This is a genomic window from Acinetobacter lanii (assembly GCF_011578285.1).
GTDB classification, from domain to species: Bacteria; Pseudomonadota; Gammaproteobacteria; order Pseudomonadales; family Moraxellaceae; genus Acinetobacter; species Acinetobacter lanii.
In genome coordinates this window covers 964,657-991,358 of sequence record NZ_CP049916.1, presented here as the reverse complement: position 1 = coordinate 991,358, position 26,702 = coordinate 964,657, and the positions used below count along the sequence as shown (strand labels likewise).

Below are 26,702 nucleotides of genomic sequence, written 5' to 3'. Positions count from 1 at the left end.
ATACCGCCATCTTCTAAACGTCCCTATCGTCTAGAGGCCTAGGACATCGCCCTTTCACGGCGGTAACCGGGGTTCGAATCCCCGTAGGGACGCCAATATCTTTTTTCTCTTCTTCAAATTTCATTTCACCCCTGTGTGAATCTTGATTGCTATCAAAATTTAGCTTTTTGAATAAATATCTGCTTTAAATCATTTATTTACATTTCAAGACTTGAAATCTAGCAATCATCCTCGATATAAGTCATAAGTCTCTTAATACTTCAATGAGCATATGAACAATCAAAATAGACCAGATATTATTACCATTGATGATCAAAACTTTGGCAGCCACGTAGAGCACTGGAATCTATTAACTGATGACCCGACTCAGCAAGTCCCTAAATGGTTAGGCTTAGCTTTAGATGCCCCAATTATGCCCATGGGACTTTGTGAAAATGAAGCCGATATGGATCCTTCTGTCTGGTTGATTCAAGGACCAAATAAGGCCTCCGTTCAATTGGCTCAAGTGATTGAAGTTGAGAACAATAAACCCAAAGCTGTCAAAACCGCGTTTCCCTTGTTTGAAAGCCCTTATACCCTTCAGGCACAGATTGACCGCATCATTACCTGCACATCCAATACCCAAGCTGTTTTACAACTGAAACTCAATGCAAACAGCGTGGTCTATGCTTTTGACAGTTTATATTCAGTCAATCATGCTCAGTATCAACGCGATCAAGAGTATAAAATTCAGCTGAATGCATGGGCGTATGAACTTGAAAAAGTCTCTGACCATGAACAAATCGTGGTGGATGACCCGGCATCGATTAAACATCACCGTGCCTTAAATGAAATTTTAAGTGAAAATAATGGAGTTGCCCCTGAAAATCTGCAACAACTGATCGATGCTTGGGAACCCAAGACAGAAGAAGACAAGATGCCGGTTACTGTCGATTTTTCCAAGATGGTGGCTTACCTTTATGGTGAAACCATGGGTCAGGAAGACGAAGCATGGTTCCAAGGCAAAGTGGTGGGCAAGACTGAGATGCAATTTATGGATCAGACCTATACCCTCTATGATGTCACTTTGATTCTCGATGAAAACCAACCTGCAACACTGATTCGTATCGCAACCAAAGATCAGTTATATAAAAACTTTGAAATTGGGCAATATATCCGTGGAAATATATGGATTCAGGCGAATATTTATGCTAAAAATACAACGAATAAATAGGATTTAACTATAAATTAGAATTTAGGCTCCTAGATGAAAATTATTCCGGAACAACAGAGCAGCTTAATCACGCAGTCAACACCTCGTTTTAAAGTGGATGCAGGCGCGTTTTGTTTTTTCATATTGGGTATGTTTTTATCAGCCATGATTTTGCACTTAAGCGGGATTATTCCAAATTTCTAATTTAGTTTTATTTTAAAAGCGATATTTATTTACCGTATTTTGATTGAATCCATAAAAAAGCCCTCAAATTTGAGGGCTTTTTTTGGCTTTAGTGAGGTATAAAGCAAGGATTAGGCATTACGCTGAGCAAACTCATCCATAAATTTCACTAAGGCTTGAACACCTTCTAAAGGTACAGCGTTATAAATACTGGCACGCATACCACCTACTGAACGGTGACCTGCCAAATTCAATAAATGATATTCTTCGGCTTCTTTCAAGAATTGTTTTTCAAGTTCTGGTTTGGCCAAAGTAAATGGAACATTCATGATAGAACGATATGGTTTAGCAATCGGATTGGCATAGAAATCGCTTGAATCGATGTAGCCATATAACAGCTCCGCTTTTTCAAGATTGACTTTATGGATCGCTTCGACCCCACCCTGCTCAAGCAACCACTCAAACACTAGACCTGATAAATACCATGCATAGGTCGCAGGCGTATTCACCATTGACTCATTTTTCGCTTGTGCAGCATATTTTAATAAACTTGGAATTTCCGCTTTGGCTTGATCTAAAAGATCATCACGAATGATCACCAAAGTTAAGCCTGCAGGACCAATATTCTTTTGCGCACCTGCATAAATTAAACCAAATTTAGACACATCAATTGGCGCAGATAAAATGCTTGAAGATAAATCTGCAACCAATGGCTTATCTGTGGTTGGAATATGATTAAACTGAATCCCACCAATGGTTTCATTTTCAGCATAATGCACATAAGCAGCATCAGCAGATAAGTTCCATGTGCTTTCGTCCGCAATGGCAAGTTTACCCTCAGCATCTTTAATGCCTGCTTCAACCACATTGATCTCACCGTAACGCTGTGCTTCTTTCAGCGCTTTTTCAGACCAAATTCCTGTATGGATATAATCCGCTTTGTTATTTTTGCCTAACAGATTTAGCGGAATCGCTGAAAATTGCAGGGATGCGCCACCTTGTAAGAACAGCACTTTATAGTTCTCAGGAATATTCAGCAGCTTGCGTAAATCTGCTTCGGCTTTTTCCGCCACAGCCACATAGTCACTGCTCCGATGGCTCATTTCCATAATGGAAAGACCTTTGCCCTGCCAATTCAGCATCTCAGCTTGTGCTTTTTCTAAAACAGCAGTGGGTAATGCAGCAGGGCCAGCACAGAAATTGTACGCGCGCATGATTTTTCCTTTCAAAGTGAAACACAATAAAATAACGGCATTTAACCATAGATCAAGTTAGCTTGCAGTATATTCTCCTTAAAATATTTACAACTTTAAGCCATCTTTTGCATCAATTTTTTATTTTAGATTGGATTTAATCTTAAATTTTTCAATTTATTAAATTAACCAAATTTTTTATCAATTAAAATAAGTATAATTCTAAGTTCACCGACATCATGACTAAAGTTTTGTCGAATAAAAGTACATGAAACAATACAACAACTTAGTCAGTGCATGATTTTTTGAAACTGTCCTTTATAATGATTGAATTCTTTGAGAGTGGCTTCCATGGCTAGGCAATTCATCACATTATTTAAAATAAAAAGCGTTGAATTCAACCGTTCAGACTTGAGCAATTCAAGTTCGGCTCGCCCTTTAAAAGCCTCATTTTTAAAACTGGGTCTGCTCATCATATTCAGCTTAAGTATTTTTTCCGTGTCACATGCTGAAACCATCAGTTTTGTACAAGCTGAACAGCATGTTTTAAACAATTCCTACACCAGCCAAGCCAATCAAGCCTTACAGCAAGCCGCTCAACTTCAAGCCGATGCACTCAAAGGTCTAGGTTTACCACGTGTAGATTTAAATGTGCGTGCCTACGCCTTTCACAATGAAGTTGACCTGCCCTTAGATGGCTTTAAAAAGAATTTGGAAAGTAGCTTATCTCAAAGTATCAATGACCGGATTAATGAGCAGAATTTACCGAGCAATGTCGCCGATCCTTTAAAAGATGGCATTGGACAGACCCTACATAGTGGCATCGGTTTATTTCCAGACAGCAGCAATGTAATTTTAGAAGACCAAGTGATTCGTCCAACTGTATCGGTGCTGATGCCACTGTATACCGGCGGCGCAACACGTTCAGCCAAGGACATTGCCAAGATTGAAGCCAAGCGCAGTCAACTCAATACCCAGCAACAGCAAGATGTACAGCGCTTTGAACTGATTCAAGCGTATTTTAATGCACAGCTTCAACAACAGTTATTTGCATCCAGCCAATTCAACGCCCAAGCCATGCAGACCCATTACCACAATGCCTTAAAACTCGAACAACAAGGCTTTATCAATAAAGGTCAACGCATGCAATTTGAAGTGGCAAAAAACAATGCCGAGCGTGCACTGCAAAATGCTGATGCCAACTTACGCTCCAGTTTATTTAGCTTGAATAATCTTCTTCAAAGCAGCCAAATTACAGCCTTAAGCACCCCGTTGTTTATCAATTCAGTGCAAAATCAACATTTAAATGACCTCTTAAAAAACTATCAAGACCAGTCCACTTTAATTAAAAAAATGCAGATGGATACGCAACTCGCTAATGCTAATGTTAAAGCCCAATCTGCTGCGAAGAAACCTAACCTGTTTGCCTTTGGTGAATACAGTTTAGATGACAAACAGAATTGGATTGTCGGTGTGGTTGCACGCTATAACCTATTTTCAGGGATTGATAAAAATAAAACTGTGCAAGCGGCTGAACTGCAACGCTATGCCTCTGAACTACTGACTGAGCGCACCAAACAAGAGATTGAAAATATCATTTATAAGTCTTATAACGAGGTCAGTACGGCGCAACTAAGTCATCAACTCTTACAAAAGAATATTCAAGCAGCTCAAGAAAATTTACGCATTCAACAACTGTCTTTTAAAGAAGATATGGGGACTGCCACACAAGTGATTGATGCACAAAATACTTTAAGTGGTTTAAAAAGTGAGATGGCTTTGAATGCCTACAAATATGTCATGTCATTGGCGACTTTACTACAAAGTCATGGTTCCATTGATCAGTTTCAACAGTATATTACGCAATCCAACACGGATTACATTCGCTGAGTGCTTTAGGGGAATTTCATATGAATCATGAGCAAGCACCCTCTGATCAAGGCAATACACCCTCAAGCAACACGGGCGGGGCTGTTGATGCCACTTTAGATCAGCAAGTTTTACCATCGACATCTAAACGCTCTGAACATTCTGAAAAGAATCACTCCCCTAAACCAATCATCAAAATGCTGATTGCGATTTTGGTTATTGCATTATTGGGTCTAATTGCTTATGGCCTTTGGAAAGCCTATCAACCCAAACCAGTTGAACTGCAAGGGCGAGTTGAAGCTGAAACTATACATGTCAGTACCAAGATCCCGAGTCGAATTGAAGAAATTTATATTCAAGATGGTCAACAGGTCAAACAAGGTCAGCCTTTGGTTCGTTTGGTCAGTCCTGAAATTGATGCCAAAAAACAACAAGCCCTCGCCAGCCTACAATCTGCTTTAGCCTTACAATCCACAGCCGAACGTGGCTCACAACAAGAAAATATCGACAGTCTGTATGCCAATTGGCAAAGCTTAAAAGCACAACAAACATTGGCAGAAACCACCTATCAGCGTGGCGCAAACCTGTATAAAGAAGGCGTGATTTCAAGACAACGTCGTGATGAAATGCAGGCTGCTGCCCAATCTGCAAGAGAAATGACCCAAGCTGCTTATCAACAATACCGACGAGCACAACGTGGCAGCACCCCACAACAAAAAAGCTCTGCCGATGCACAAGTCAAAATTGCACAAGCTGCCGTCGATGAAGCCAATGCACTCTCTGCTGAAACGCAGTTACTACTGTCACCCTTAAATGGCACAGTCTCTAAAATATATGGCAAACCCACAGAATTAGTGGCAACAGGTGTACCTGTGGTCAGCATTATTAAGGATGATGACATTTCGGTGTCACTCAATATTCGTGAAGACCAATATGCTCAAGTCTACCAAGCCAAAACTCTACAAGGCTTTATTCCAGCTTTAAATCGAACGGCTGTTTTTAAAATCGAGCATATAAGTGCTGAAGGTGAATTTGCCACCATTAAAACCACCCGTCAAACCGGTGGTTATGATGTGCGTAGTTTTAAAGTCAGCTTAGTCCCGACTCAAAAAATTGCTGACTTAAAAGTGGGTATGAGCGTGTTGTTTAAAGTGGATGCAGCTCAATAATGTGGCAAGGCATATTGCGTGAATTACGTTATCTGCTCAGATCTAAATGGGATTTATGCCTGGTTACGCTTGCGCCTTTGTTTGTGATCATTTTATTCAGTTGCATGTTTGCTCAGGGCAAGCCCTCAGCGCTTCCGATTGCCATTTTGGATCAAGACCACAGTCAATTAAGTCATCAGATAGAAAAACATGTTCGTCTGAATCATAGCTTGCATATCAAAACCATCACAGCCAATCAAAATGAGATTGAACAACTGCTGAATCAAACCGATATTTGGGGCTATATCAGCATTCCTTCGGGTGCAGAACAACGTTTGGTACACGCCAAAGATGCACAGATCAGTATTTTGTTCAATCAAAGCTACTTTAGTGTCGGTAACAGTATTTCTACCGCTATGTTGCTGAGCACCTTAGGCGCACTTAAAGATTTTAGTGGTCATGATTATTTAGAAAATACGCTTCCTTATTTAGAAGCACCCACGCCCAATGTTAAAATTTCGACGCTTTACAATCCGAATTTGAGTTATGAGTTCTACCTCGAACCTTATATGATTCCTGCGATTCTACATTTACTACTCTGCTGTTGTGTCGCCTTTGCAGTCGGTCAAGAATTTAAAACGGGTACTGCTCAAGCTTGGTTAGACGGTCAAAGTCGTTTTACTGCCCTATTCTCTAAAAATATGACCTATGTGCTGATCTTTAGTCTATGGACATGGGCTTGGATGTTCTGGTTAATTGAAATTCGGGGTTGGTTTGTTGAAGGCTCTTTATGGCTGATTTTGCTCGGACAGTTTTTATTTTATAGCGCCTATGCATTTATGAGCAGCGCTGTGGTGTTGGTAACGCAAAATCTTGCCAAGAGTTTTGGTTTTATTGCAGTGTATGGTGGCTCATCCTTAAGTTTTGCAGGTGTGACATTACCCTTAAACAATGCCCCGCTGTTTACCAAATTTTGGGCGAATATCATTCCTTATACCCCGTATGCCAAATTACAAACCGAACAATGGGTAGTGGGCAGTCCATTTGAGGTCTCATTTATCCCGCTCTTGGCTTTAGTGGTTTATTTCATACTGTATTTAGCTTTGGCCATGCTGTTCTTTAAAAAGGCCTTGCGTGGAGTCCAAGCATGAAGAAGCTGAATCATGACAAAACTCCACCATCTAAAACATCATTTTGGTATTACTACACCAAAACGTTTAAAGACATCCTAAAAAACACGTCTATATTTACCACACTGATTTTATCTGTCTTGATCTATAGTTTCTTTTATCCGAATGCGTATAAAGCAGAGCATGCAGAGTCACTTCCGATTATTGTAGTCGATGAAGAACCGAGCCAAATTTCCAATACCATTATCAATGCTGTTTCACAAAGTCCCAATGTTGAAATTCGAGCGGTGCTTGGAGACTTTAAACAAGCGGAAAACATGATTAAGGCGCAACAAGCGGATGGCATATTATTGCTACCGCATAATCTATCCAATAGCCTGCATCGTGGTGAAGTGGGTGGTATTGGTTTATACCTCAGTGCCGCCAATTTTCTAAAAACCCAAAAAATTGGCTTGGGACTCGCCGCATCTTTAGAAAATGCCTTAAAGGAGCAAGCTGAAAAATTCAGCCATATTTCTGAATTCAGCCCAGCATTGTCGGTTCATCGAATTCCGTTATTTAATACGCTGTCTGGTTATGGTAGTTATGTGTTCCCTGCTGTTGCCCCATTGATCGTACATCAAACCATTTTGCTTGGTCTTTGCATGCTGATTGCAACTTACCGTTTACACCCCTGGCAACCTAAAAAATATCAATTTTGGGCTATCTTCTGTGCGATATTGAGTATTGGAACGCTGTCTTGTTTCTATTTATTTGGTTTTACTTTTTGGCTCAATGATTATCCGCATGGGGGGAACTTTTGGGGCATGTTGCTTGGGGTACCGATTTATGTCAGTTGTGTAATCGGGCTATCCATGCTGTTAGCCTCGTTTTTGGATCTACCAGAACGTGCAGGTCATGTTATTGTCTTTAGCTCCATTCCTTTATTCTTACTTTCAGGGACTGCTTGGCCCCATGCTGCGATGCCTGAATGGATGCAATGGCTGGGTAATGCCCTCCCTTCCACCCAAGGCATCCAAATGTTTATACAGCTGAATCAAATGGGCGTGCCAACCGCATTGGTGATTCCTAAAATGATTTATTTGGCATGTTTCGGCGCAATCTGCACCTTATTGAGTTTTTATCGTTTAAATGTAAAATAGCAGAATTATTGATATAGCTCACACATATTATTCAATTATTCGATTTATTTTAATTATTTAATCTAATCATTAAATTAAACTGAAGTATTTTTGAACTATTGAGTGAGAGATACATAAAAAAGTTAGCTAGAAATTACATAACGTTGCAAAATAATGCGATTTCCTCATTTCCTGCCGATTGGTTGTCACTCAGTTAAATGATTTCCTTCCCGATTTCGCCATGAGCTTTAGACAACAACATTAAGGCAGTTTTTCTTTATCCCCCAAATTTAATTTTAAGGGCTTAGCATGAAGAGAATTAAGATTAGCCTTGCATGGCAAATCGTAATTGCGCTCATTTTAGGTGTGCTTGTTGGCTCTTTTTTGCATAACACACCAGAATACCGTGATCTGTTAATCAACAATGTACTGAGTCCTCTTGGTAAAATTTTCATTAACTTGATTAAGATGATCGTGATTCCACTTGTGGTTTCTATGTTGATTCTTGGTATTGCCAATGCTGGCGATGGCAAAAGTGTCGGAAAACTGGGTTTTAAAACCATCGTCTATTTCGAGATCATTACCACAGTTGCAATTGTGGTCGGCTTAGTCGCTGCGAATGTGTTTAAACCAGGTTTAGGCATTGATATGTCAAGCCTTACCCAAACAGATATCTCACAATACCAACAAACCACACAAGAAGTGAGTAGCCAAGCGCACGGTCTAGTGCATACCGTGTTGTCTGTGATTCCTTCAAATATTTTTTCAGCAATGACTGATGGTCATATGCTTCCGATCATCTTCTTTTCGGTGATTTTTGGTTTAGGTTTAGGTTCACTTACTAAAGAAACCAAACAACCTTTGCTTGATGTCTTAAAAGCTATTTCTGAAACCATGTTTAAAGTGACCCACATGATCATGATGTTTGCACCTTTTGGTGTGTTCGGTCTGATCGCTGTGACGGTTGCAAGTTTCGGTTTTAGCTCTCTCGTACCATTAGTGAAACTTGCTGTACTGGTGTATGCCGCAATCTTGTTCTTCATCTTTGTGGTGCTGGGTTTAGTTGCCAAATTCTGTGGTTTCAGCATTTGGACAGTGATCAAAATCTTAAAAGACGAATTGATCTTGGCGTACTCAACTGCAAGTTCAGAAACGGTATTGCCACGTATGATGGAAAAAATGGAAGCGTATGGTGCACCGAAATCGATTACCAGCTTCGTTGTTCCCATTGGTTACTCGTTTAACCTCGATGGTTCTACCCTGTATCAAAGTATTGCTGCAATCTTTATTGCACAGCTTTACGGGATCGATCTCACCATCACACAACAGATCGTGCTTGTATTGACCTTGATGATTACCTCTAAAGGCATTGCAGGTGTACCTGGCGTGTCTTTCGTGGTGCTTTTGGCAACACTTGGCAGTGTCGGTATTCCGCTTGAAGGTCTGGCATTTATTGCAGGTATCGACCGTATCTTAGATATGGCACGTACCGTATTAAATGTGATTGGTAATGCCCTTGCTGTGCTTGTGATCAGTAAATGGGAAGGTCAATTCGACACTGAAAAGCAAAAGAACTATGACATTACTGCGCAAAACCAACTTTAATATGCAGTGATGAATGAAATAAAAAAGGACGCTTCGGCGTCCTTTTTTGTGGATTTTACATTTCTAATTTTAGATTTCCTCCCACAATTTTATTGTTCGAATCATTTTTCATAAAAACGACAGAATAATAAACTGTTCTTTTTTCATATTCATATTTGAATGTAGCTTCTATCAGATCCCCATATTTACTATGTTTCGTTTCAGTGTGTTCAATCATTTTTTTTGACACTAACTTTTCGTAATATGGAATATAACTTGATATTTCGTCCAATAATGCAGGATCTTCCTCAAGCTCGTTAAATAGAGTTTCACCAGTTAAGCTTTGTATCTTATTTTTATCTTTATCTCTGATCGCAATATAAAGTGCTTCAGCATTACTCACTTGTATATCGGTTAAGTTATAAGGTTTATTTGATTCACGCACCTCTCCTTTATTTAATTCAAAGTAAATTGGTTTTTCACATGCAGCAACAAAAAACGTGGATAAACTCATCACAGAGATTTTTAAAATATATTTAAAGTTCGACATACTAGCTCTTATTATTATGAATGGTTGTGAAATTATCATTTCATTTTATTATCCTATTATAAAAGAAAAAGGACGCCGAAGCGTCCTTTTTTATTCAATCAAATTTATTCATCTTCAGATTCATTTAAATCCGATTCATTTTCAACTTGATCAATGATCGTTTCATCATCTACCAACGTTTCAGCATCAACCAATGCTTCGCCTTCAGTCGTTTCGATAAACTCATCTTCTTCGACAGCTTCAACTGAAACCACACCCACAAGGATTTCTTCATTCCCTAAACGGATCAGACGAACACCTTGCGCATTACGACCTGTGGTTGCCACTTCAGAGGCACGGGTACGAACCAAAGTACCACCATCAGAAATCAACATCAGCTCTTTGGTTGCATCAATCGAGACTGCGCCCACAAGCTCACCGTTACGTTCAGAGGTTTTGATCGCAATCACCCCCTTACCGCCACGTTTCTTGGTTGGGAAGTCGCCCACTGGTGTACGTTTACCATAACCGTTGGCACATGCACACAGCACTTCACCTTCTTCTGGTACAACCACAAGCGATACGATACGGCTCATCACATTGCTGTCTGACGTATCTTCATCATCCGAATCTACCTCAGAATCTATATCTTCTTCAGACGTTGCAGCAGCGAAAGTGACACGCATACCACGAACACCTTTGGCTGAACGACCCATCGCACGAACGTCAGTTTCAGCAAAACGAATCGCTTTACCTTCATTCGAGAACAACATGATTTGCTGTTCGCCATCGGTAATCGCAACACCAATTAAGGTGTCTTCTTCTTTCAGATCAATCGCACGTAAACCGTTCGAACGAACATTCGAGAATTGCTCAAGTTCAACACGTTTAATCGTGCCCGATGCAGTGGCCATGAACACGTAGAAGTTTTTACGTACCGCTTCCGCTTGTTGTGCAAAATCGTAGATGATTTCATCATCTAAATCGCTTGCAGATAGCTCAATGCCCAATTGTTTTAACTGAACACGTAATGCTTCAGAAATATCATCCGCACCATCTTCAAGCTCAGCAAGTGCTGTTTGAAGTGCATCAAAATGACCATTGATCACTTGATTTTCTTGCAATTTCGCAGCATTGGCTTTCACAAATGCTTTGAAATCCACCAAGCGTTCTTTAAATTTCTTCGGCGCATCCACGACAGGCAGAATCGCTGTAATGGTTTCATTCTCTTCCAACGGCAATAAGTTCACCATCGGGCGGCCTTTCGAGCCACGTGACGCTTGTGGCACTTCATAGACTTTCAGACGATACACTTTACCCACATTAGTAAAACACAGTACTGTTGCGTGATTCGAAGTCACGATCAGATGTTGGATGTAATCATCTTCTTTCATCGACGTCGCAGATTTACCACGACCGCCACGACGCTGAGCAGCATAATCAGACAGTGGTTGAGTTTTTGCATAGCCTGTTTTTGAAACGGTTAATACCATTTGCTCTTCAGGAATCAAATCTTCACGCGAGAAGTCGATACGTGATTCAACAATTGACGTTTTACGTGCATCGCCATATTGTTGAAGGATCAATGCCAATTCTTCACGAATCACATCCATCAACAAATTAAAATCATTCAAAATAGCTGTATATTCAGCAATTTGCGCCAAAATATCAGAATATTCTGCATGTAACTTGTCTTGCTCAAGACCAGTTAAACGGTGTAAACGTAATTCTAGAATCGCGCCCACTTGCGTTGGAGAAAGACGGTAGATACTGCCATCAAAACCAAATGGTTTCGCCAGATCTTCACCTTCAATCACCTCAGGACGTACAGATACTGAGCCTGCTTTCTCAAGCAAAGCGACCACGCCACCCGCATTCCACTCGCCCGCTTGTAAACGCTCACGCGCCTCACTTGGATTTGCAGAGGTTTTAATGGTTTCAATAATGCGATCAATATTGGCTAAAGCAACCGTCAAACCTTCTAAGATATGACCACGTTCACGCGCTTTGCGTAACTCAAACATGGTACGACGGGTCACCACTTCTTGACGATGACGAATAAACGCCGCAATGATGTCTTTTAAGTTCATTAACTTCGGCTGACCATTGTCTAGGCAAACCATGTTAATGCTGAAAGAGTTCTCAAGTTGCGTGTTTTGGAACAAGTTGTTTACGATCACTTCAGCGTTTTCACCACGCTTCAAATCAATCGCAATACGCATCCCTTCTTTATCGGATTCGTCACGAAGCTCCGAAATTCCCTCAAGTTTTTTCTCTTTTACCAATTCAGCAATACGCTCAATGGTTTTCGCTTTATTGACTTGATATGGAATTTCAGTGAAAACGATCGTGGTACGACCATTTTTCGGATCTTCTTCAAAATGATATTTACCACGGATATGCAGACGACCTTTACCGGTACGGTACGCATCTACAATGCCTGATTTACCATAAATAATACCGCCCGTCGGGAAATCTGGACCAGAGATATGCTCCATCAAACCTTCAATGCTGATATTTGGATTATTGGCATAAGCAAGGCAGGCATTCACAACTTCCGTCATGTTATGCGGTGCCATGTTGGTTGCCATACCCACTGCGATACCGGTAACACCATTCACTAAGAGGTTAGGAACACGTGTCGGCATCACTTGAGGAATACGTTCAGAACCGTCGTAGTTGTCTTCCCACTCTACGGTGTCTTTTTCAAGATCCGCCAAAAGTTCATGGGTCAATTTACGCATACGAACTTCGGTATAACGCATTGCCGCTGCGCTGTCACCATCGACTGAACCAAAGTTACCTTGACCATCAACCAACTGATAACGCAAGCTAAATTCTTGCGCCATACGAACGATGGTTTCATAAACTGCTGAGTCACCATGCGGGTGATATTTACCGATGACGTCACCGACCACACGTGCAGATTTTTTATATGCTTTGTTATAGTCGTTGCCTAGTTCGTGCATGGCGAAAAGCACACGACGATGAACAGGCTTTAGACCATCTCTAACGTCTGGTAATGCACGAGATACAATCACACTCATAGCATAGTCGAGATATGAGCTTTTAAGTTCATCCTCAATGGCAATCGGTCTAATTTCCGATACGCTCATGCATACTCCTTATTACGAACAGCGCTGGAGTGGACTGCTCGTTTTATATAATCAATCTTGCAAAAAATTAACCCAAAATTGAAGGATTAAAATCTAAAATTTAGTTAGAAATTATAGCATAAAAACTCTGTATTTTGTGTCTTATCTCGGTGCTTAATCTTGTTAATTTTCTTAAATTTAAGGTTGGTTTTTTAAACAATTTCTATAGTCAAAATACGACGAATTACATCTGCTTTTCTATGTCAAAATTTAAGTGCTTTAAAACAAAAAAACCTCCTAAAAAAGGAGGTTTAAAATCAAAGCCATAGCTTAGCGTCGTAAAAAATCAAACTTCACTTTATCCATTTTCATCACATCATAGGCAATCACAAATAAGCCAACAATCAGTGGAAACTCAAAAAGCTCTTCCATAAAATCTTTATTGGCATGATTATGCAAAAACAAAGCACCCAACATGCGTTCATGCTCAATCGCATCTGAGATCATAAAACCTAAAATCACCATCATCAGCGCCCAAATCGAAACACTCACCGATTTGAACTTACCTGCGATTTCCTGACGCAACTGCGTACTGAACAATGGAAAGACCACTGAACCAATCAACACCACTGAAATCGCTCTAAAATAGACTTTAGGCACTTCTGGGAAATAATCACGCCCCCAACTGGTACTGCGCCCAAATAACACTAACCACCAGCATACTGCCCACAACCAAAAGTATTTTTCACTTTTAGCCAGCTTGAGAGGTTGCATATAACAATAGGTAAATACTGCGAAAACAAAGAGCATCCAAGCTTGTATATCTTCCACATAGCGCACTGTCCCCTCACCGATAACCAAGAGGTGATACGCATCTAGAAAAGTAAAAATACAACACAAAATATAGATGACAAAAATAGGCCAAGACAGCCGAGTGTCAAATACCAAACCAACAGCTCCAAACTCACTCAACGATCATGAGTCATATTAAGAAAGAGTGGCAAATAATATCACAAGCAAAAGCCTACACATAAGCGCAATTTCAACTCAAATTTGAGATACAGCGTTGCAAATCAGCCCCTTAAACACGCTTTTATACCTATGTTTATAATATTAACCAAAGTTATCAATGACATTTTTTTGTCATGCTGGCTTAAAACCCCTCCCATTATATTCAGTTATGCAAATCTCATTTGCACAAGACTTAACCAACGATGAAAATGCAGACATAAAAAAGCCCCTGATCAAATCAGAGGCTCTTTTAGGTTATTCTTAAATTAAAGTTTAGAAACCAATTCAGGAACAACTGTATTCAAATCACCCACTAACCAGTAGTCAGCAACTGCATTGATTGGTGCTTCTTCATCTTTGTTGATCGCAACGATCACTTTAGAATCCTTCATACCTGCCAAATGCTGAATCGCACCTGAGATACCCACAGCGATGTACAAATCAGGTGCAACGATTTTACCTGTTTGACCCACTTGCATGTCGTTTGGAACGAAGCCAGCATCAACCGCAGCACGTGATGCACCTTGCGCTGCACCCAATTTGTCTGCCAATGGATCAAGTACAGTATGATAGTTTTCACCTGAACCTACACCACGACCACCTGAAACCACGATACGAGCAGCAGTTAATTCTGGACGTTCAGATTTCACGATTTCTTCAGAAATAAACTTAGAAATACCCGCATCTTTAACATCAGCAACCGCTTCAACCGCAGCAGAACCACCTTCAGCTGCTACAGCATCAAATGCAGTACCACGAACAGTTGCAAGCACGATATCTTCTGCAGATTCTACAGTTGCAATCGCATTACCTGCATAGATTGGACGCTTGAACGTTTTAGCACCTTCAACCGCAACGATGTCCGTAATCATGCTTGCATCAAGAAGCGCAGCAGCACGTGGCAACACGTTTTTACCTGAAGTTGTAGACGCAGCAAGGATATGTGAATAGCCTTTGCCCAAATCTGCAACAAGAGCAGCTACGTTTTCAGCCAATTGATTTGCATACGCTGCATTGTCAGCAAGTAAAACTTTACTTACACCCGCAACTTTCGCTGCTTCATCAGCAACCGCTTGCGCGCCTGAACCCGCAACCAATACAGTGATATCACCACCGATTTTTTGTGCTGCAGCAACAACGTTTAAAGTTGCACCGTTTAGTGCTTTATTGTCGTGCTCAGCGATAACTAAAATACTCATGATTTTTATCCTTCTGTATTAGATCACTTTCGCTTCATTTTTAAGTTTTTCAACAAGCTCATCTACAGATTTCACTTGAACGCCAGCTTTACGATCTGCTGGTGGCTCAACTTTCACTGTTTTAAGTTTTGTTGTAGACGTCACGCCAAAGTCCGCTGGAGTTTTGGTATCCAATGGTTTTTTACGTGCTTTCATAATGTTTGGAAGCGCAGCATAACGTGGTTCATTCAAACGCAAATCGGTTGTAATGATCGCAGGCGTGTTCAACTCAACAGTTTGTAGACCACCGTCCACTTCACGTGTTACTTGAACTGTTGTGCCTTCAACTTTAACCACTGAAGCAAATGTACCTTGACCTGCGCCAAGCAATGCACCTAGCATTTGACCAACTTGATTTGAGTCGTCATCAATTGCCTGTTTACCCAGAAGGATAAGTTCTGGTTTTTCTTGTTCTACGATGCCTTTTAGGATCTTAGCCACTTCCAAAGCACCCAGTTGGCTGTCATCAGCTTCAACCAAGATACCGCGGTCAGCACCAAGCGCCATCGCAGAACGAATTTGTTCTTGTGCTTCTTTAGGACCAATAGAAACAACAACGATTTCAGTAACAGTCCCTTTTTCTTTTAAACGAACCGCTTCTTCCACTGCGATTTCGTCAAATGGGTTGATCGACATTTTAACGTTAGTAAGGTCAACCCCACTATTGTCCGGTTTAACGCGAACTTTAACGTTGGCATCAACCACACGTTTTACAGCAACAAGAGCCTTCATGTAATCCTCGGCTGTTATAACAAAAGTAAATGTTAAGAAGCATCATCATAACGCTTCATTTAAAAATTTTTAGGTGTCCTATCTTGCAATGTGATTGGCATTTGGGTCAAGTCACAATTGGCAAAAGAGCTGTAAAAAAGCGTAAATTTCGTTGAACGGTGCGTTCAAAAAAAAATTATGTTTATAAATTCAGGGAATGTCATGAATAAAGTAAATTTAATTAAGCATTGATTTTTATTATTTTTTTATTTGATTAACATCATCAAAAGTTTTGATTTAAGCATTGTCATATTTAAAAAGTTGATAACAATTTAGCCTCAATTAAAGCCTTGCTTAGATTTCAATCGGTGTCATTTAAGATAGATTGAGTGCTTTTGATTGGCATTTAAGTTCAATCAACAGCAGATCCAATCTCATTTGTAGATGGAGCAACATAAATGCGTAAACAATCGTCACACTTAAAGCCTATTTAAAAAGCGTATTACATGCAATACGCTTTCAGATTTAGCTCGAATACATCGATTAATTATCAAATTAATGGGCAATTAACCATGTCGCAGCCAAAGTGAGCAATACACCCGAACCCCCATCAATCCATTTTTGTTTACGCTCATCAATTTTAGCTTTTTGGCTAATTTTGGCAAAAACCACACTCAAGGCGCAGTAGACTACAAAAATCAGACCAATAAAGATACACGACAGAATCAACCCTTGTAATACGGTATTGCCGGATTGTGTCATGAACTGCGGCAGAATCGCAAAGTAGATCAACATGCCTTTTGGATTCAGCAGAGCCGTAAAAAACCCTTTTTTAATCGGATTGGATGCCTGTTTTTTCTCAATCACAATGCTTTTATTTTGAAAAACAGACTTTAACAGTGATGCTGCTAAATACAGTAAATAAGCAATCCCCAACCAGCGAATGGTTTCAAACAACAGCGGAAAAGAGACAATAATCGCCGCGATACCGAGTGCCACCAAGATCGAATGCACCAAATAGCCTGAACACACGCCGAGTGTTGCCATCATGCCTGATTTTGCATCTTTGCCCATCACTTGAGACAAGATAAACAACATATCTGGTCCAGGTGTAAAAATTAAAGGTATGACAGTTAAGGCAAAAAGCAGGTAAACAGACATTTTCTTTATCCTCATTAACACTCGAAAATGAGACATGAGTATCTGCGAAAAAACATAAAATAGGCTTTCAAAATATTCTATAATTGGTATTATTTTTCGAATTAAATTCTAATTTATGAAAATATTATCTAAATCTATTTCAGTAAAGTTAGATCGAACCGACAAAAGTATCATTTTCGAGCTACAAAAAAACGGTCGTATTCAAAATAACGACTTAGCCCGTGAAATTGGACTCTCGCCTTCCTCTTGTTTAAGACGCGTTAAACTGTTGGAGGAAGCCGGTGTGATACAAAATTACACCACCGTGGTTGATCCCCAAAAGATTGGCTTACAGTTGATTTTGTTTTCACGTATTTGGTTGGTGGGACAAGATGCTGAAACCATTGATACCTTTATTGAGGCAATGAAAGAACTGCCCCAAGTAATGGAGTGCTATATCATTTTGGGGGAATGTGATGCGATGCTGAAAGTTGTGGTGGCAGATTTGGAAAGTTACCGAAAATTTCAGTCGGCACATTTGACTAAGAAAAATGGCATTACCAGTGTCAAAACAGATTTACCCAGTCAAATTATTAAACAGAGTTTTCAACTGCCCTTAGACAGTGTTTAACATTAATTTTTATCAGGAAATAAAAAACTCAGCATCAAACATGCTGAGTTTCTAAAAAGTCACGGTGTACATGACTCAGATCGATCAACTCATATTGTTGTAGATCGAAAATTTGCCATACGGCGATGGCATCTTCTTTTAAATCAATATTTTCAGTTTCAATCGGACGCTCTTGCCACTGCAAATCTGAGATCCATAAATACGTTTTTTTATGGATTGGGTTAATGGCTTGGACTTTGCCTTCGTTATTGATCCCTTGTACATACGCCCCTTGAGGCAAAACCGCTTCAATTTTAGGTAAGCTAATTTCTACAAAATGTTTAACCTGACGTAAGCCATAGCCTGCAAAGATATCCTTTTGCGCTTGGCTTAATTTTTCATATTTTTCTTGAATGTCCGGAATCATTTTTTAATGCCTAATTGATGTAATTCATGTGAAAAGCAAAATATTCAATAAAACAGTGCAGCAAGCTTCTATGGCTTCAACACCTGTCTAAAACATATACAATAGGCTCTCATGAAAAACAATTATCAGATGCGTCTTTTTTTAGTGTAAATGTTGCAATGAATATTTAAATTTCTGCATTATGATTCAAAAACATGCAGTTAATCACAGTTTAGACTTGTTGGCCCTCGGATGGGCCTGATCATAGACTTGTGCAAGCCGATCAAAATCCAGTTGCGTATAAATTTGTGTGGTCGACAAACTACTATGCCCCAGCATTTCCTGAACTGCTCTTAAATCCCCACTATTTGACAACATATGGCTGGCAAAACAGTGGCGCAATAAATGCGGATGTAAATCCACACTCACTCCGGCACGTTGCGCTTGGATTTTCACTCGATTTTCTATTTGGCGCGTGGACAGGGCTTGCCCTTTAGCTGCAATAAAGACTGGAGAGTCTGCCGTAAAACCGCCCATCCAAATCCGATACACTTTGAGCCATTCAATCAAACTGTCTTTCGCCTTAGAACCAAAGGGAATAATGCGGGTTTTATTGCCTTTACCTGTAATACGAAGCAACATCCGATTAAAATCAATGTCTCGTATCAGTAGACCTTGAACTTCCGCCAAACGTAGTCCACTTGAGTAAAGCAGTTCTAAAATGGCTTTATCACGTAACCAACGCTGATGATCAGCAGGTTTTTCAGGGGCTTTTTGATCCAAAATTTGGTTGACGGTTTCAATATCGATCATGCCGGGTAAAGGTCGAGCTTGGCGCTTTACTTTAAAGTCATCGACAGGGTTCATATACAAATGGTGGCCCTGTTGCGCCCATTTCATAAATTGACGAATGGAGGTCAGATGACGTTGCACACTGGTCGCGTTCAAGCGATCACGTTCAACTTTAAAAGAAATGTATTCGCGTAGATCTGAAGCTTCAACTTGATTAAGCTCTAAGTTTTTGTCATAGCAGAATTCAATAAAGCCTGATATATCTCGAAAATAGGCATCCAGTGTATGCTCAGACTGATTCTGAATTTTGCGTTCTTTTAAAAACATGGAGAGCAATTGCATTGCACCATATTGCATTTTGCTCTCTTGATCAGTCACGTTGATATTTCCTCAATATATGGATGAAGCATAACAAATCTATGATGCGATCTATAGTCACATAACTACCCAATCAACATTTTGTTATATAGGCATTTATACATGTAACTTCAATAATGCCTCAAGTAATGGCTCAACCATCTCTTGACCTTTCAATGTCACTTTCCAAGGTTCAGGAATGGCTGATTCCCCAAACACAATGCCCGCTAATCCACCTGCCACGCATGCAGTGGTATCGGTATCATGACCCAACGAAATCGCAGTTTTAATCACATCAGCATAACTGTTTTGTTTTAACGCATATTTGGCTGACAACAAACAATCCACCACATAGCCTTTGCCTTGAATCTGATATGTAGACTCAAGATCAATTCCTTGTTCTATTTCTTGAATAACTTCAGGCTGATTGTTAAATGTTTGCTTAAGAATCGCAATGCTATTTAACCAAGCTTGATCAATATCGACATCATTTAAAAGTTGTCTTGTCCATAAGCAATAGAGTGCACAACATAATTTAGATCGAATGTGACCATGTGTGAGATGAGCTTGTTCAAAAGCATCCTCGATTAATTCAGCATCTGAACCTCGATGCCACAGTGCCAATGGCAGTACACGCATCAATGCACCATTGCCATTGGCGCTTACATCAGTATTAGCAATCTGATTGATCGGTGTTCCTTGCACATAACGTGTTAAAGCTTCTCTGGTTTGAATCCCGATATCAAATACCTGATGATCAATCGCCAAATACCCGGCACGATACCAATTACAAAAGCGATTTAATAAATCAGTCGGGTCTAATTTTTTACAGTGAAGCAATGATGCAAGCACACATAACGCCTGAGCACCATCATCCGACCCAGTTCCATATGCAATATGAGGATAACTACTGCGAAAGGATTGCGGCGGTATCATATCTATCAATTCATAAGCCGGTAATCTTTCTGGCGGATTAAACTCATAAGGAACCCCAACTGCATCACCAATGAGCAACCCATACATTCCACCACGAATTTTTTCCTCTAATCTCATCATTGAGCTTTCCTAGATTCAGTTATTTTAGTTTTTTATCACTTTAAGATTTTAATCTTATAAAAAAGCGCTGATTGATCAGCGCTTTTTTGTTTAAGCTTGCTCAGGTTGGAAATAACGTAAATCCAATCGACCTTCATAAACCGTAGCCGTTGGACCGGTCATCCACACCACTTCGCCTTCTTTCCATTCAATTTGCAAAGTACCGCCTGCCAATTCAACTTTGACATTATTCGACAACAAACCACGGCGCATACCTGAAACTGCAGCTGCACAGGCACCTGTACCACAGGCTAAAGTTTCGCCCACACCCCGTTCAAACACACGTAATCGAACATTGTTTTCATCAATAATTTGCATAAAGCCAACATTAACACGTTCAGGGAAGTGCTCATGTGACTCCACTTGCGGACCAATTTTTGTTACATCCGCAGTTAAAACATCAGGCACAAGGGTCACTGCATGCGGATTGCCCATATTCACCACATCAATATTTAAACTTTCATTATCGGCAAGTGCAATTTCATACAAGCTCTCAGGCTCATCTGCAATGAACGGAATCTCTTTAGGTAAGAACTTAGGCATACCCATATTGACCCGAACCCAACCATTTAAGCCCAATTCAGGTTCTACAATCCCAGCTTTGGTTTGTACCTTAAATTTGGTTTTATTGGTCAGCTTGCGTTCATGCACAAATTGAGCAAAACAACGCACACCATTACCACACTGCTCAACTTCAGAACCATCGGCATTAAAAATACGATATTTAAAATCCACATTAGGATGATCCGGCGTTTCAACAATCAACAACTGATCAAAACCAATGCCAAAGTTACGGTCTGCTAAACGGCGAATGGTGGTCGGATCGAAATAGGCACGTTGGCTGATCAAGTCAACCACCATAAAGTCATTTCCTAAACCATGCATTTTGGTAAATTCTAATAACATCTTAATTTACTCCGCTGGCAATAAACTTTCGTTGGCCCACAATGATTCAATCGTTTCACGCTGACGAATCAGATGCGCTTGCTCACCATCGACCATCACTTCTGCTGCACGACCGCGTGAGTTGTAATTTGAACTCATCACAAAGCCATAAGCACCTGCACCCAACACAGCCAAATGATCATTCGGTTGAATGGCTAGCTCACGCTCCTTCCCTAAGAAGTCACCGGTTTCACAGATGGCACCCACCACATCCCAAGCCTTACGCTCGGTTGTGGTATTGGCATTGACTTCTTGAATATCCATCCATGCTTCATACAGTGAAGGACGAATCAAGTCATTCATCGCCGCATCAACAATGGCAAAGTTACGGTGATTGGTTGGTTTCAGTAAATCTACTTTAGTCACCAATACACCGGCATTGGCAGAAATGCTACGACCCGGTTCCATATACACTTTTAAACCCAACTTTTCTAAAGCAGGTTTCATGGCATTGGCATATTCAGCTACAGTTGGCGGAACTTCATCTTTATAAGTCACACCCAAACCACCACCGATATCGATATGTTTTAGTGTGATGCCTAAGGTTTTCAAGCGATCGATCATGCTAATCACACGATCTAAGGCATCCACAAAGGGTTGGGTTTCAGTCAACTGAGAACCAATGTGACAGTCAATACCGACAACATCTAAATTCGGCAATGACGCTGCATATTGATAGGTGTCAAATACGCTGTCTGAGGGAATACCAAACTTATTTTCTTTTAAGCCTGTTGAAATATACGGATGGGTTTTGGCATCAACATCTGGATTAACCCGTAATGAAATCGGTGCTTTCTTACCTAAGCGCGCCGCCACGGCTTGAATACGATCAAGCTCTGCATAGGATTCCACGTTAAAACAGGCAATACCGACTTCAAGTGCTTTTTGAATATCCGCTTCAGTTTTCCCTAAGCCAGAAAATACAATTTTCGATGCATCACCGCCTGCTGCCAATACACGCGCAAGTTCACCACCGGTCACAATATCAAAGCCTGAACCCAACTTCGCCAATACATTCAATACCGCAAGATTGGAGTTTGATTTCACTGCAAAACAAATTTGGTGATCAATAAAGTCAAACGCACGGTCCATATCTAAATAATGCTTTTCAAAGGTCGCCTTCGAATACACATAAAGAGGGGTACCGTATTGCTGCGCAAGTTGATCCAACGAACATTGTTCTGCGTGCAAAACTCCGTTAATGCGAGTAAAACTCATGAATGTATCCTTTCAATGAAGCGGTTAAAGCAATTAATTTTATTCAGTAATTTCCGATGCTGCAGCTTGGCGATCTGGCTGTTGTTGAGTCGTTTTTTGGCTTTGCACAGACTCAGTGTCACCTTTATAGAGCAAATATTTTGAACGCTTGTCAAAATCTGGATCACTTGGTAGTTGTAATGCTCCCATTTGTCCACAGCCAGTAGACAACAACACAGTCAATAAACTCATGCAGCAAATGACAGTACGCATCTCACAATCTCATTTTGTAAATTGCAGAAAGTATACTCTGATCAATCCGATGTCCAAAGCATTTCAGCCAATAGTTTAAGGATTCCAAGCGAAAAAAAACGCCAGCTCTATGCTGACGTTTTTTGAAAGGATTTTTATAAGTGACGCTGAAGCGTTATTTCACGCCACGTTTCTTATAGAAACCATAATAGCCAATCATCAAGATAATGAACCAAATTGGACTGACTTTTAAAGCCTTAAAGGTATCTGCTTTAAGCGCTAAAATCGCAATTGTACCAATGAAGAAAATGATCACGATCCAACAGGTCACCAAACCACCCGGCAATTTAAAGGTTGATTTGGCATGCAGTTCAGGGCGTGTGGTGTAGTAGACCATATAACTCCAAATGATCATCAACCATACGCAGATAAACAAAATTGTGGATAGCGTCGTTGCCAAAGTAAAGGCTTCAACGGTATTCGGCACCATATACTGCAGTGCTGCACCCAAGACCAAACATGCGGTAGAGAAATACAAGGCATTGGCAGGCACGGCACGTGAGTTTAATTTACCAAAGGCTTGAGGACCTTGTTTCTCACGAGACAGACCGAACAACATCCGACTGGTTGAGAACACACCACTGTTCATCGATGACATCACCGAAGACAACACCACTAAATTCATAATAATGGCTGCCGCAGCAATACCGGCTTGGCTAAATAAATTCACAAATGGGCTGATCGCTGGATCGATTCTATTCCAAGGGGTGACCGACATCACAATCACCAATGCCAATACATAGAAAATAATAATACGTACAGGAATTGAGTTCACTGCTTTAGGTAGGTTCTTTTCAGGATCTTTGGTTTCCGCAGCAGTGGTACCGACAAGTTCGACACCCACAAAGGCAAAGATCGCGATTTGGAAGCCCGCCAAGAAACCAGATAATCCTGTTGGGAATATCCCACCATGACTCCACAAATGCGTGAATGATGCCACTTCACCAGCCGTTGAGATAAAGCCGGTAAAAATCATCCATAGACCGACCGCAATCAACACCACAATCGCGGTGATCTTGATCATGGCAAACCAGAATTCGATTTCACCAAACAATTTGACCGTCATTAAGTTCAGCCCCGTGACAAACACAATCGCGGCCACACTGATCATCACACCTTCCATCGGGGTAAACGGTAACCCATGATTAAAGAACTGCATGTAATAGATAATTGCGGATAAATCAGCAATCCCTATAGTGATCCAACACAACCAATAGGTCCAACCAACAAAGTAACCCGCCCAAGGACCAATCAGGTCAGTCGAGAAATCGATAAATGATTTGTACTGCAAGTTTGACAGAAGTAGCTCGCCAAGCGCACGCATGACCAAAAACACCATCAAACCAATAATCATATAAATAAACAGAATCGAAGGTCCTGCAAGGCTAATCGTCTTCCCTGACCCCATGAACAATCCTGTTCCTATCGCGCCACCAATTGCAATTAACTGCAAATGTCGATTTGATAGACTGCGTTGCAAATCACCATCTTCGGTCGGCGAATTTGTTATTTGACCTGACATTATTGAATTCACCTTATCTGTTCAATGGGCTCAAATTAACTCAAAACCTCTTTTTTTCAAAAAGAAAAATTTCACAATCTGAATTTTCTCTTTAGATTTTTAAAATAATTTATTTTTCACATTCACTTTATGAGTGAATATTCACATAAATAAATAAACTTTAGCTTCAAATAAAAAGATTGAAAAATAAACACTTATGTGTGAAAAATAAACAACATTAAAAAAACGTAAATATTGCGTAGAAAAAGCATAAATCAATGGCATAAGCCTTGCTTTGCATAATGTGAATAACAATCAGCAAGAATAAAAGGATGAATGATGCAAGCACTACAATCTGTTATGGAAACTCTGAGTGGCTGGGTCTGGGGACCCTATATGTTGGTCTTGATTGTGGGAACCGGGATATTTCTCACCTTCAGATTGGGACTCTGGCAATTCCGCATGTTGCCTTTAGCCTTTAAACAAGTCTTTGGAAAACACCCCAATAAAGAGGGTACGGGTGATATTTCTCAATTCGCTTCCCTGATGACTGCCCTATCCGCAACCATTGGTACGGGTAATATTGCCGGTGTCGCTACAGCCTGTGTATTGGGTGGACCCGGTGCAGTATTTTGGATGTGGATGACCGCACTGTTTGGTATGGCGACCAAATACGGCGAAGGTGTTTTAGCGGTTAAATTTCGTGTGAAGAATGAAAAAGGCGAAATGAATGGCGGTCCGATGTATTACATCGAGCGAGGACTCGGTAGCAAGTGGAAATGGTTGGCCGTCGTGTTCGCTTTATTTGGTACGCTAGCTTCATTTGGCATCGGCAGTTCAGTGCAATCCAATACCGTCGCGCTTGCAGTCGAAAACAGCTTAGGCGTGTCTACTTGGGTCACAGGTATCATTATCACTGCCTTTTCTGCATTGGTGATTTTAGGCGGGATTAAAACCATTTCTAAAGCGTCATCGTTCATTGTACCGATTATGGCGATAGGTTATGTATTAGGTGGTCTAGCCATTATTTTGACCAATTTAGAATTGCTTGCACCTGCACTAAAAATGATTTTTAGCTATGCCTTTACTGGTGAAGCCGCAGTCGGTGGTGCAATTGGCGCTGCGATCCGTTATGGTGTGGCGCGTGGTGTGTTCTCCAATGAAGCGGGTATGGGTTCTGCACCGATTGCAGCTGCAGCAGCCAAAACAGATCACCCTGTTCGTCAAGGTTTGGTGTCGATGACCGGTACATTTATCGACACCATTATCGTCTGTTCAATCACCGGTATTGTCTTGGTGATGGGATATATCATGGCAGGTAATTCATTTGGTGATCAAACTGGTGCTGTCTTGACCATTTCTGCTTTTGATAAGCTTTTACCGGGTATCGGTGGCTGGGTGGTCACTTTCGGGATTATCTTCTTTGCCTATTCAACGATTTTGGGCTGGAGCTACTACGGTGAGAAATGCTGCACTTATTTATTAGGTGACAAATTCGTCCTCATTTATCGTTTGATTTATATCGCTTCTGTGTTTGTCGGTTGTGTTGCAACGTTAGATTTGGTCTGGTTATTTGCAGATACCTTTAACGGCTTAATGGCAGTGCCGAACCTCATCGCATTGTTATTGCTTTCAGGCATCATTGCTAAAGAATCGAAAGACTTTATTGCACGTCGTAAATCAGGTGAGTTGTATTAAGTCTTCAAGACTATCTATCAGTCAAACTACAGAAATCTAAACATTAAAAAGCCACTTTAAAGTGGCTTTTTATTCATTTTAATTGAGCATACAGTTTAAGAAAGTGTAGCCGACTTAAGAAGGAGTACCCGACCAAGCGTCATCATCAAAACCGATCACATTGCTTGGGCTCAAACTGTCCTTAGCTGCCAATCGATCTGACTCTAATTCTTGCGCAAGTTCTAAAGACAACACAAAGAACAACACCCCATCGAGCAACATATTGCCTTCGTCATCTTCTAGATATTCACATAACTCACGATAGGTCGCATCATCTTCATCCACTGCTAAATCGACATAGATATCACCGACATAGGTATCAACAAAGCCTTCTTGTTCAAGCCCCATACATGGCTGATATTCAATTTCATGGTCCTCTAACCATGCCAAAACGATCGAGCGAATGGGATCATCACCCTCGCCGTCTTCTTGATAATGTTCAAAATGTAGAAACAGCACATCACGGTTTTTTTCACGTGCGATCGCATCAATATGTTGCAGCAATTGTGGCATGATCTGTTCCATTTTTAATTAACGATCTCGCATTATAAGGCGCAGCTCAGTAACAACACAGCGCTAATTGTTGAAAACGACATAAGCTGACTT

24 protein-coding genes and 1 tRNA gene are annotated in these 26,702 nt (G+C 40.6%); 10 read left to right on the top strand and 15 right to left on the bottom strand.

The window, feature by feature from the left end; all coding sequences use genetic code 11:
* The first annotated feature begins 19 nt into the window (after positions 1-19).
* From G8D99_RS04595 to G8D99_RS04585, 3 genes are all read left to right on the top strand, one after another.
* Positions 20-95 (top strand) — tRNA-Glu (locus G8D99_RS04595).
* 176 nt (positions 96-271) lie between these two features.
* Entirely contained in the window at positions 272-1,213 is a 942-nt protein-coding gene (locus G8D99_RS04590; protein ID WP_166323048.1) for a hypothetical protein, read from the top strand.
* A 33-nt stretch (positions 1,214-1,246) separates the two neighbouring features.
* The gene (locus tag G8D99_RS04585; protein ID WP_166323046.1) at positions 1,247-1,396 is read left to right on the top strand and encodes a hypothetical protein; all 150 of its coding nucleotides are present in this window, start codon (positions 1,247-1,249) and stop codon (positions 1,394-1,396) included.
* A gap of 110 nt (positions 1,397-1,506) precedes the next feature.
* Here the strand turns inward: G8D99_RS04585 and serC are convergent, their stop codons facing one another.
* The gene (serC, locus tag G8D99_RS04580; RefSeq protein WP_166323044.1) at positions 1,507-2,589 is read right to left on the bottom strand and encodes a 3-phosphoserine/phosphohydroxythreonine transaminase; all 1,083 of its coding nucleotides are present in this window, start codon (positions 2,587-2,589) and stop codon (positions 1,507-1,509) included.
* 330 nt (positions 2,590-2,919) lie between these two features.
* Between serC and G8D99_RS04575 the strand changes: the two genes are divergently transcribed.
* The 5 genes from G8D99_RS04575 (at position 2,920) to gltP (ending at position 9,441) form a co-directional block, all read left to right on the top strand.
* Complete coding sequence (locus G8D99_RS04575) at positions 2,920-4,458, top strand: TolC family protein (RefSeq protein ID WP_166323042.1); 1,539 nt, start codon at positions 2,920-2,922, stop codon at positions 4,456-4,458.
* Positions 4,459-4,478: 20 nt separating this feature from the next.
* Positions 4,479-5,606, top strand: coding sequence for an HlyD family secretion protein (locus tag G8D99_RS04570; protein WP_166323040.1), 1,128 nt, complete (start codon positions 4,479-4,481; stop codon positions 5,604-5,606).
* Positions 5,606-6,736 carry an ABC transporter permease gene (locus G8D99_RS04565; protein WP_166323038.1) on the top strand — a complete coding sequence of 377 codons (1,131 nt, stop codon included), beginning with the start codon at positions 5,606-5,608 and terminating at the stop codon, positions 6,734-6,736. Before G8D99_RS04570 ends, G8D99_RS04565 begins: the two co-directional genes overlap by 1 nt.
* Entirely contained in the window at positions 6,733-7,857 is a 1,125-nt protein-coding gene (locus G8D99_RS04560) for an ABC transporter permease (RefSeq protein WP_166323036.1), read from the top strand. Before G8D99_RS04565 ends, G8D99_RS04560 begins: the two co-directional genes overlap by 4 nt.
* A 288-nt stretch (positions 7,858-8,145) precedes the next feature.
* On the top strand, positions 8,146-9,441 hold the full coding sequence (gene gltP, locus G8D99_RS04555) for a glutamate/aspartate:proton symporter GltP (protein ID WP_166323034.1): 1,296 nt from the start codon (positions 8,146-8,148) through the stop codon (positions 9,439-9,441).
* A 55-nt stretch (positions 9,442-9,496) separates the two neighbouring features.
* On the opposite strand, the gene G8D99_RS04550 is transcribed toward gltP, so the two are convergent.
* From G8D99_RS04550 to G8D99_RS04525, 6 genes are all read right to left on the bottom strand, one after another.
* A complete protein-coding gene (locus G8D99_RS04550) occupies positions 9,497-9,970 on the bottom strand; it encodes a hypothetical protein (protein ID WP_166323032.1) in 474 nt (157 codons plus the stop codon).
* Positions 9,971-10,074: 104 nt separating this feature from the next.
* Entirely contained in the window at positions 10,075-13,065 is a 2,991-nt protein-coding gene (gene gyrA, locus G8D99_RS04545; RefSeq protein WP_166323030.1) for a DNA gyrase subunit A, read from the bottom strand.
* A gap of 309 nt (positions 13,066-13,374) precedes the next feature.
* Positions 13,375-13,875 (bottom strand): hypothetical protein, encoded by a 501-nt coding sequence (locus G8D99_RS04540; protein ID WP_227554355.1) that lies wholly within the window; start codon positions 13,873-13,875, stop codon positions 13,375-13,377.
* A 446-nt stretch (positions 13,876-14,321) separates the two neighbouring features.
* A complete protein-coding gene (locus G8D99_RS04535; RefSeq protein WP_166323028.1) occupies positions 14,322-15,254 on the bottom strand; it encodes an electron transfer flavoprotein subunit alpha/FixB family protein in 933 nt (310 codons plus the stop codon).
* Positions 15,255-15,272: 18 nt separating this feature from the next.
* Positions 15,273-16,025, bottom strand: coding sequence for an electron transfer flavoprotein subunit beta/FixA family protein (locus G8D99_RS04530; RefSeq protein WP_166323026.1), 753 nt, complete (start codon positions 16,023-16,025; stop codon positions 15,273-15,275).
* A 534-nt stretch (positions 16,026-16,559) separates the two neighbouring features.
* Positions 16,560-17,165 carry a LysE family translocator gene (locus G8D99_RS04525; protein WP_166323024.1) on the bottom strand — a complete coding sequence of 202 codons (606 nt, stop codon included), beginning with the start codon at positions 17,163-17,165 and terminating at the stop codon, positions 16,560-16,562.
* 115 nt (positions 17,166-17,280) lie between these two features.
* Between G8D99_RS04525 and G8D99_RS04520 the strand changes: the two genes are divergently transcribed.
* Positions 17,281-17,775 (top strand): Lrp/AsnC family transcriptional regulator, encoded by a 495-nt coding sequence (locus G8D99_RS04520; RefSeq protein ID WP_166323022.1) that lies wholly within the window; start codon positions 17,281-17,283, stop codon positions 17,773-17,775.
* 34 nt (positions 17,776-17,809) lie between these two features.
* Here G8D99_RS04520 and G8D99_RS04515 read toward each other — a convergent pair whose 3' ends face one another.
* From G8D99_RS04515 to G8D99_RS04485, 7 genes are all read right to left on the bottom strand, one after another.
* A complete protein-coding gene (locus G8D99_RS04515; RefSeq protein ID WP_166323020.1) occupies positions 17,810-18,181 on the bottom strand; it encodes a hypothetical protein in 372 nt (123 codons plus the stop codon).
* A gap of 204 nt (positions 18,182-18,385) precedes the next feature.
* Positions 18,386-19,309 carry a tyrosine recombinase XerC gene (locus G8D99_RS04510; protein WP_166327520.1) on the bottom strand — a complete coding sequence of 308 codons (924 nt, stop codon included), beginning with the start codon at positions 19,307-19,309 and terminating at the stop codon, positions 18,386-18,388.
* A 117-nt stretch (positions 19,310-19,426) separates the two neighbouring features.
* A complete protein-coding gene (locus tag G8D99_RS04505; RefSeq protein WP_166327518.1) occupies positions 19,427-20,362 on the bottom strand; it encodes an ADP-ribosylglycohydrolase family protein in 936 nt (311 codons plus the stop codon).
* A 93-nt stretch (positions 20,363-20,455) separates the two neighbouring features.
* Entirely contained in the window at positions 20,456-21,310 is an 855-nt protein-coding gene (gene dapF / locus G8D99_RS04500) for a diaminopimelate epimerase (protein WP_166323018.1), read from the bottom strand.
* A gap of 6 nt (positions 21,311-21,316) precedes the next feature.
* Positions 21,317-22,567: a diaminopimelate decarboxylase gene (gene lysA, locus G8D99_RS04495; protein WP_166323016.1), complete on the bottom strand. Its 1,251-nt coding sequence runs from the start codon at positions 22,565-22,567 to the stop codon at positions 21,317-21,319.
* A gap of 39 nt (positions 22,568-22,606) precedes the next feature.
* Positions 22,607-22,819 (bottom strand): LPS translocon maturation chaperone LptM, encoded by a 213-nt coding sequence (lptM, locus tag G8D99_RS04490; RefSeq protein WP_166323014.1) that lies wholly within the window; start codon positions 22,817-22,819, stop codon positions 22,607-22,609.
* Positions 22,820-22,973: 154 nt separating this feature from the next.
* Entirely contained in the window at positions 22,974-24,380 is a 1,407-nt protein-coding gene (locus tag G8D99_RS04485; protein WP_166323012.1) for an amino acid permease, read from the bottom strand.
* 318 nt (positions 24,381-24,698) lie between these two features.
* Between G8D99_RS04485 and G8D99_RS04480 the strand changes: the two genes are divergently transcribed.
* Positions 24,699-26,057, top strand: a complete 1,359-nt coding sequence (locus G8D99_RS04480; protein ID WP_166327516.1) for an alanine/glycine:cation symporter family protein — start codon at positions 24,699-24,701, stop codon at positions 26,055-26,057.
* A 114-nt stretch (positions 26,058-26,171) separates the two neighbouring features.
* Here the strand turns inward: G8D99_RS04480 and G8D99_RS04475 are convergent, their stop codons facing one another.
* Positions 26,172-26,609 carry a hypothetical protein gene (locus G8D99_RS04475; protein ID WP_227554354.1) on the bottom strand — a complete coding sequence of 146 codons (438 nt, stop codon included), beginning with the start codon at positions 26,607-26,609 and terminating at the stop codon, positions 26,172-26,174.
* Between the last annotated feature and the right edge of the window lie 93 nt (positions 26,610-26,702).

What these genes read in the sequence shown, in the direction of transcription:
- lysA (WP_166323016.1), bottom strand. Translation starts at nt 22,567, where the DNA reads ATGAGTTTTACTCGCATTAACGGAGTTTTGCACGCAGAACAATGTTCG.
- G8D99_RS04590 (WP_166323048.1), top strand. Translation starts at nt 272, where the DNA reads ATGAACAATCAAAATAGACCAGATATTATTACCATTGATGATCAAAAC.
- G8D99_RS04480 (WP_166327516.1), top strand. Translation starts at nt 24,699, where the DNA reads ATGCAAGCACTACAATCTGTTATGGAAACTCTGAGTGGCTGGGTCTGG.
- dapF (WP_166323018.1), bottom strand. Translation starts at nt 21,310, where the DNA reads ATGTTATTAGAATTTACCAAAATGCATGGTTTAGGAAATGACTTTATG.
- G8D99_RS04535 (WP_166323028.1), bottom strand. Translation starts at nt 15,254, where the DNA reads ATGAGTATTTTAGTTATCGCTGAGCACGACAATAAAGCACTAAACGGT.
- gyrA (WP_166323030.1), bottom strand. Translation starts at nt 13,065, where the DNA reads ATGAGCGTATCGGAAATTAGACCGATTGCCATTGAGGATGAACTTAAA.
- G8D99_RS04570 (WP_166323040.1), top strand. Translation starts at nt 4,479, where the DNA reads ATGAATCATGAGCAAGCACCCTCTGATCAAGGCAATACACCCTCAAGC.
- G8D99_RS04560 (WP_166323036.1), top strand. Translation starts at nt 6,733, where the DNA reads ATGAAGAAGCTGAATCATGACAAAACTCCACCATCTAAAACATCATTT.
- gltP (WP_166323034.1), top strand. Translation starts at nt 8,146, where the DNA reads ATGAAGAGAATTAAGATTAGCCTTGCATGGCAAATCGTAATTGCGCTC.
- G8D99_RS04520 (WP_166323022.1), top strand. Translation starts at nt 17,281, where the DNA reads ATGAAAATATTATCTAAATCTATTTCAGTAAAGTTAGATCGAACCGAC.
- G8D99_RS04565 (WP_166323038.1), top strand. Translation starts at nt 5,606, where the DNA reads ATGTGGCAAGGCATATTGCGTGAATTACGTTATCTGCTCAGATCTAAA.
- lptM (WP_166323014.1), bottom strand. Translation starts at nt 22,819, where the DNA reads ATGCGTACTGTCATTTGCTGCATGAGTTTATTGACTGTGTTGTTGTCT.
- G8D99_RS04575 (WP_166323042.1), top strand. Translation starts at nt 2,920, where the DNA reads ATGGCTAGGCAATTCATCACATTATTTAAAATAAAAAGCGTTGAATTC.
- G8D99_RS04510 (WP_166327520.1), bottom strand. Translation starts at nt 19,309, where the DNA reads ATGCAATATGGTGCAATGCAATTGCTCTCCATGTTTTTAAAAGAACGC.
- G8D99_RS04475 (WP_227554354.1), bottom strand. Translation starts at nt 26,609, where the DNA reads ATGCCACAATTGCTGCAACATATTGATGCGATCGCACGTGAAAAAAAC.
- G8D99_RS04485 (WP_166323012.1), bottom strand. Translation starts at nt 24,380, where the DNA reads ATGTCAGGTCAAATAACAAATTCGCCGACCGAAGATGGTGATTTGCAA.
- serC (WP_166323044.1), bottom strand. Translation starts at nt 2,589, where the DNA reads ATGCGCGCGTACAATTTCTGTGCTGGCCCTGCTGCATTACCCACTGCT.
- G8D99_RS04515 (WP_166323020.1), bottom strand. Translation starts at nt 18,181, where the DNA reads ATGATTCCGGACATTCAAGAAAAATATGAAAAATTAAGCCAAGCGCAA.
- G8D99_RS04505 (WP_166327518.1), bottom strand. Translation starts at nt 20,362, where the DNA reads ATGAGATTAGAGGAAAAAATTCGTGGTGGAATGTATGGGTTGCTCATT.
- G8D99_RS04550 (WP_166323032.1), bottom strand. Translation starts at nt 9,970, where the DNA reads ATGTCGAACTTTAAATATATTTTAAAAATCTCTGTGATGAGTTTATCC.
- G8D99_RS04530 (WP_166323026.1), bottom strand. Translation starts at nt 16,025, where the DNA reads ATGAAGGCTCTTGTTGCTGTAAAACGTGTGGTTGATGCCAACGTTAAA.
- G8D99_RS04585 (WP_166323046.1), top strand. Translation starts at nt 1,247, where the DNA reads ATGAAAATTATTCCGGAACAACAGAGCAGCTTAATCACGCAGTCAACA.
- G8D99_RS04525 (WP_166323024.1), bottom strand. Translation starts at nt 17,165, where the DNA reads ATGTCTGTTTACCTGCTTTTTGCCTTAACTGTCATACCTTTAATTTTT.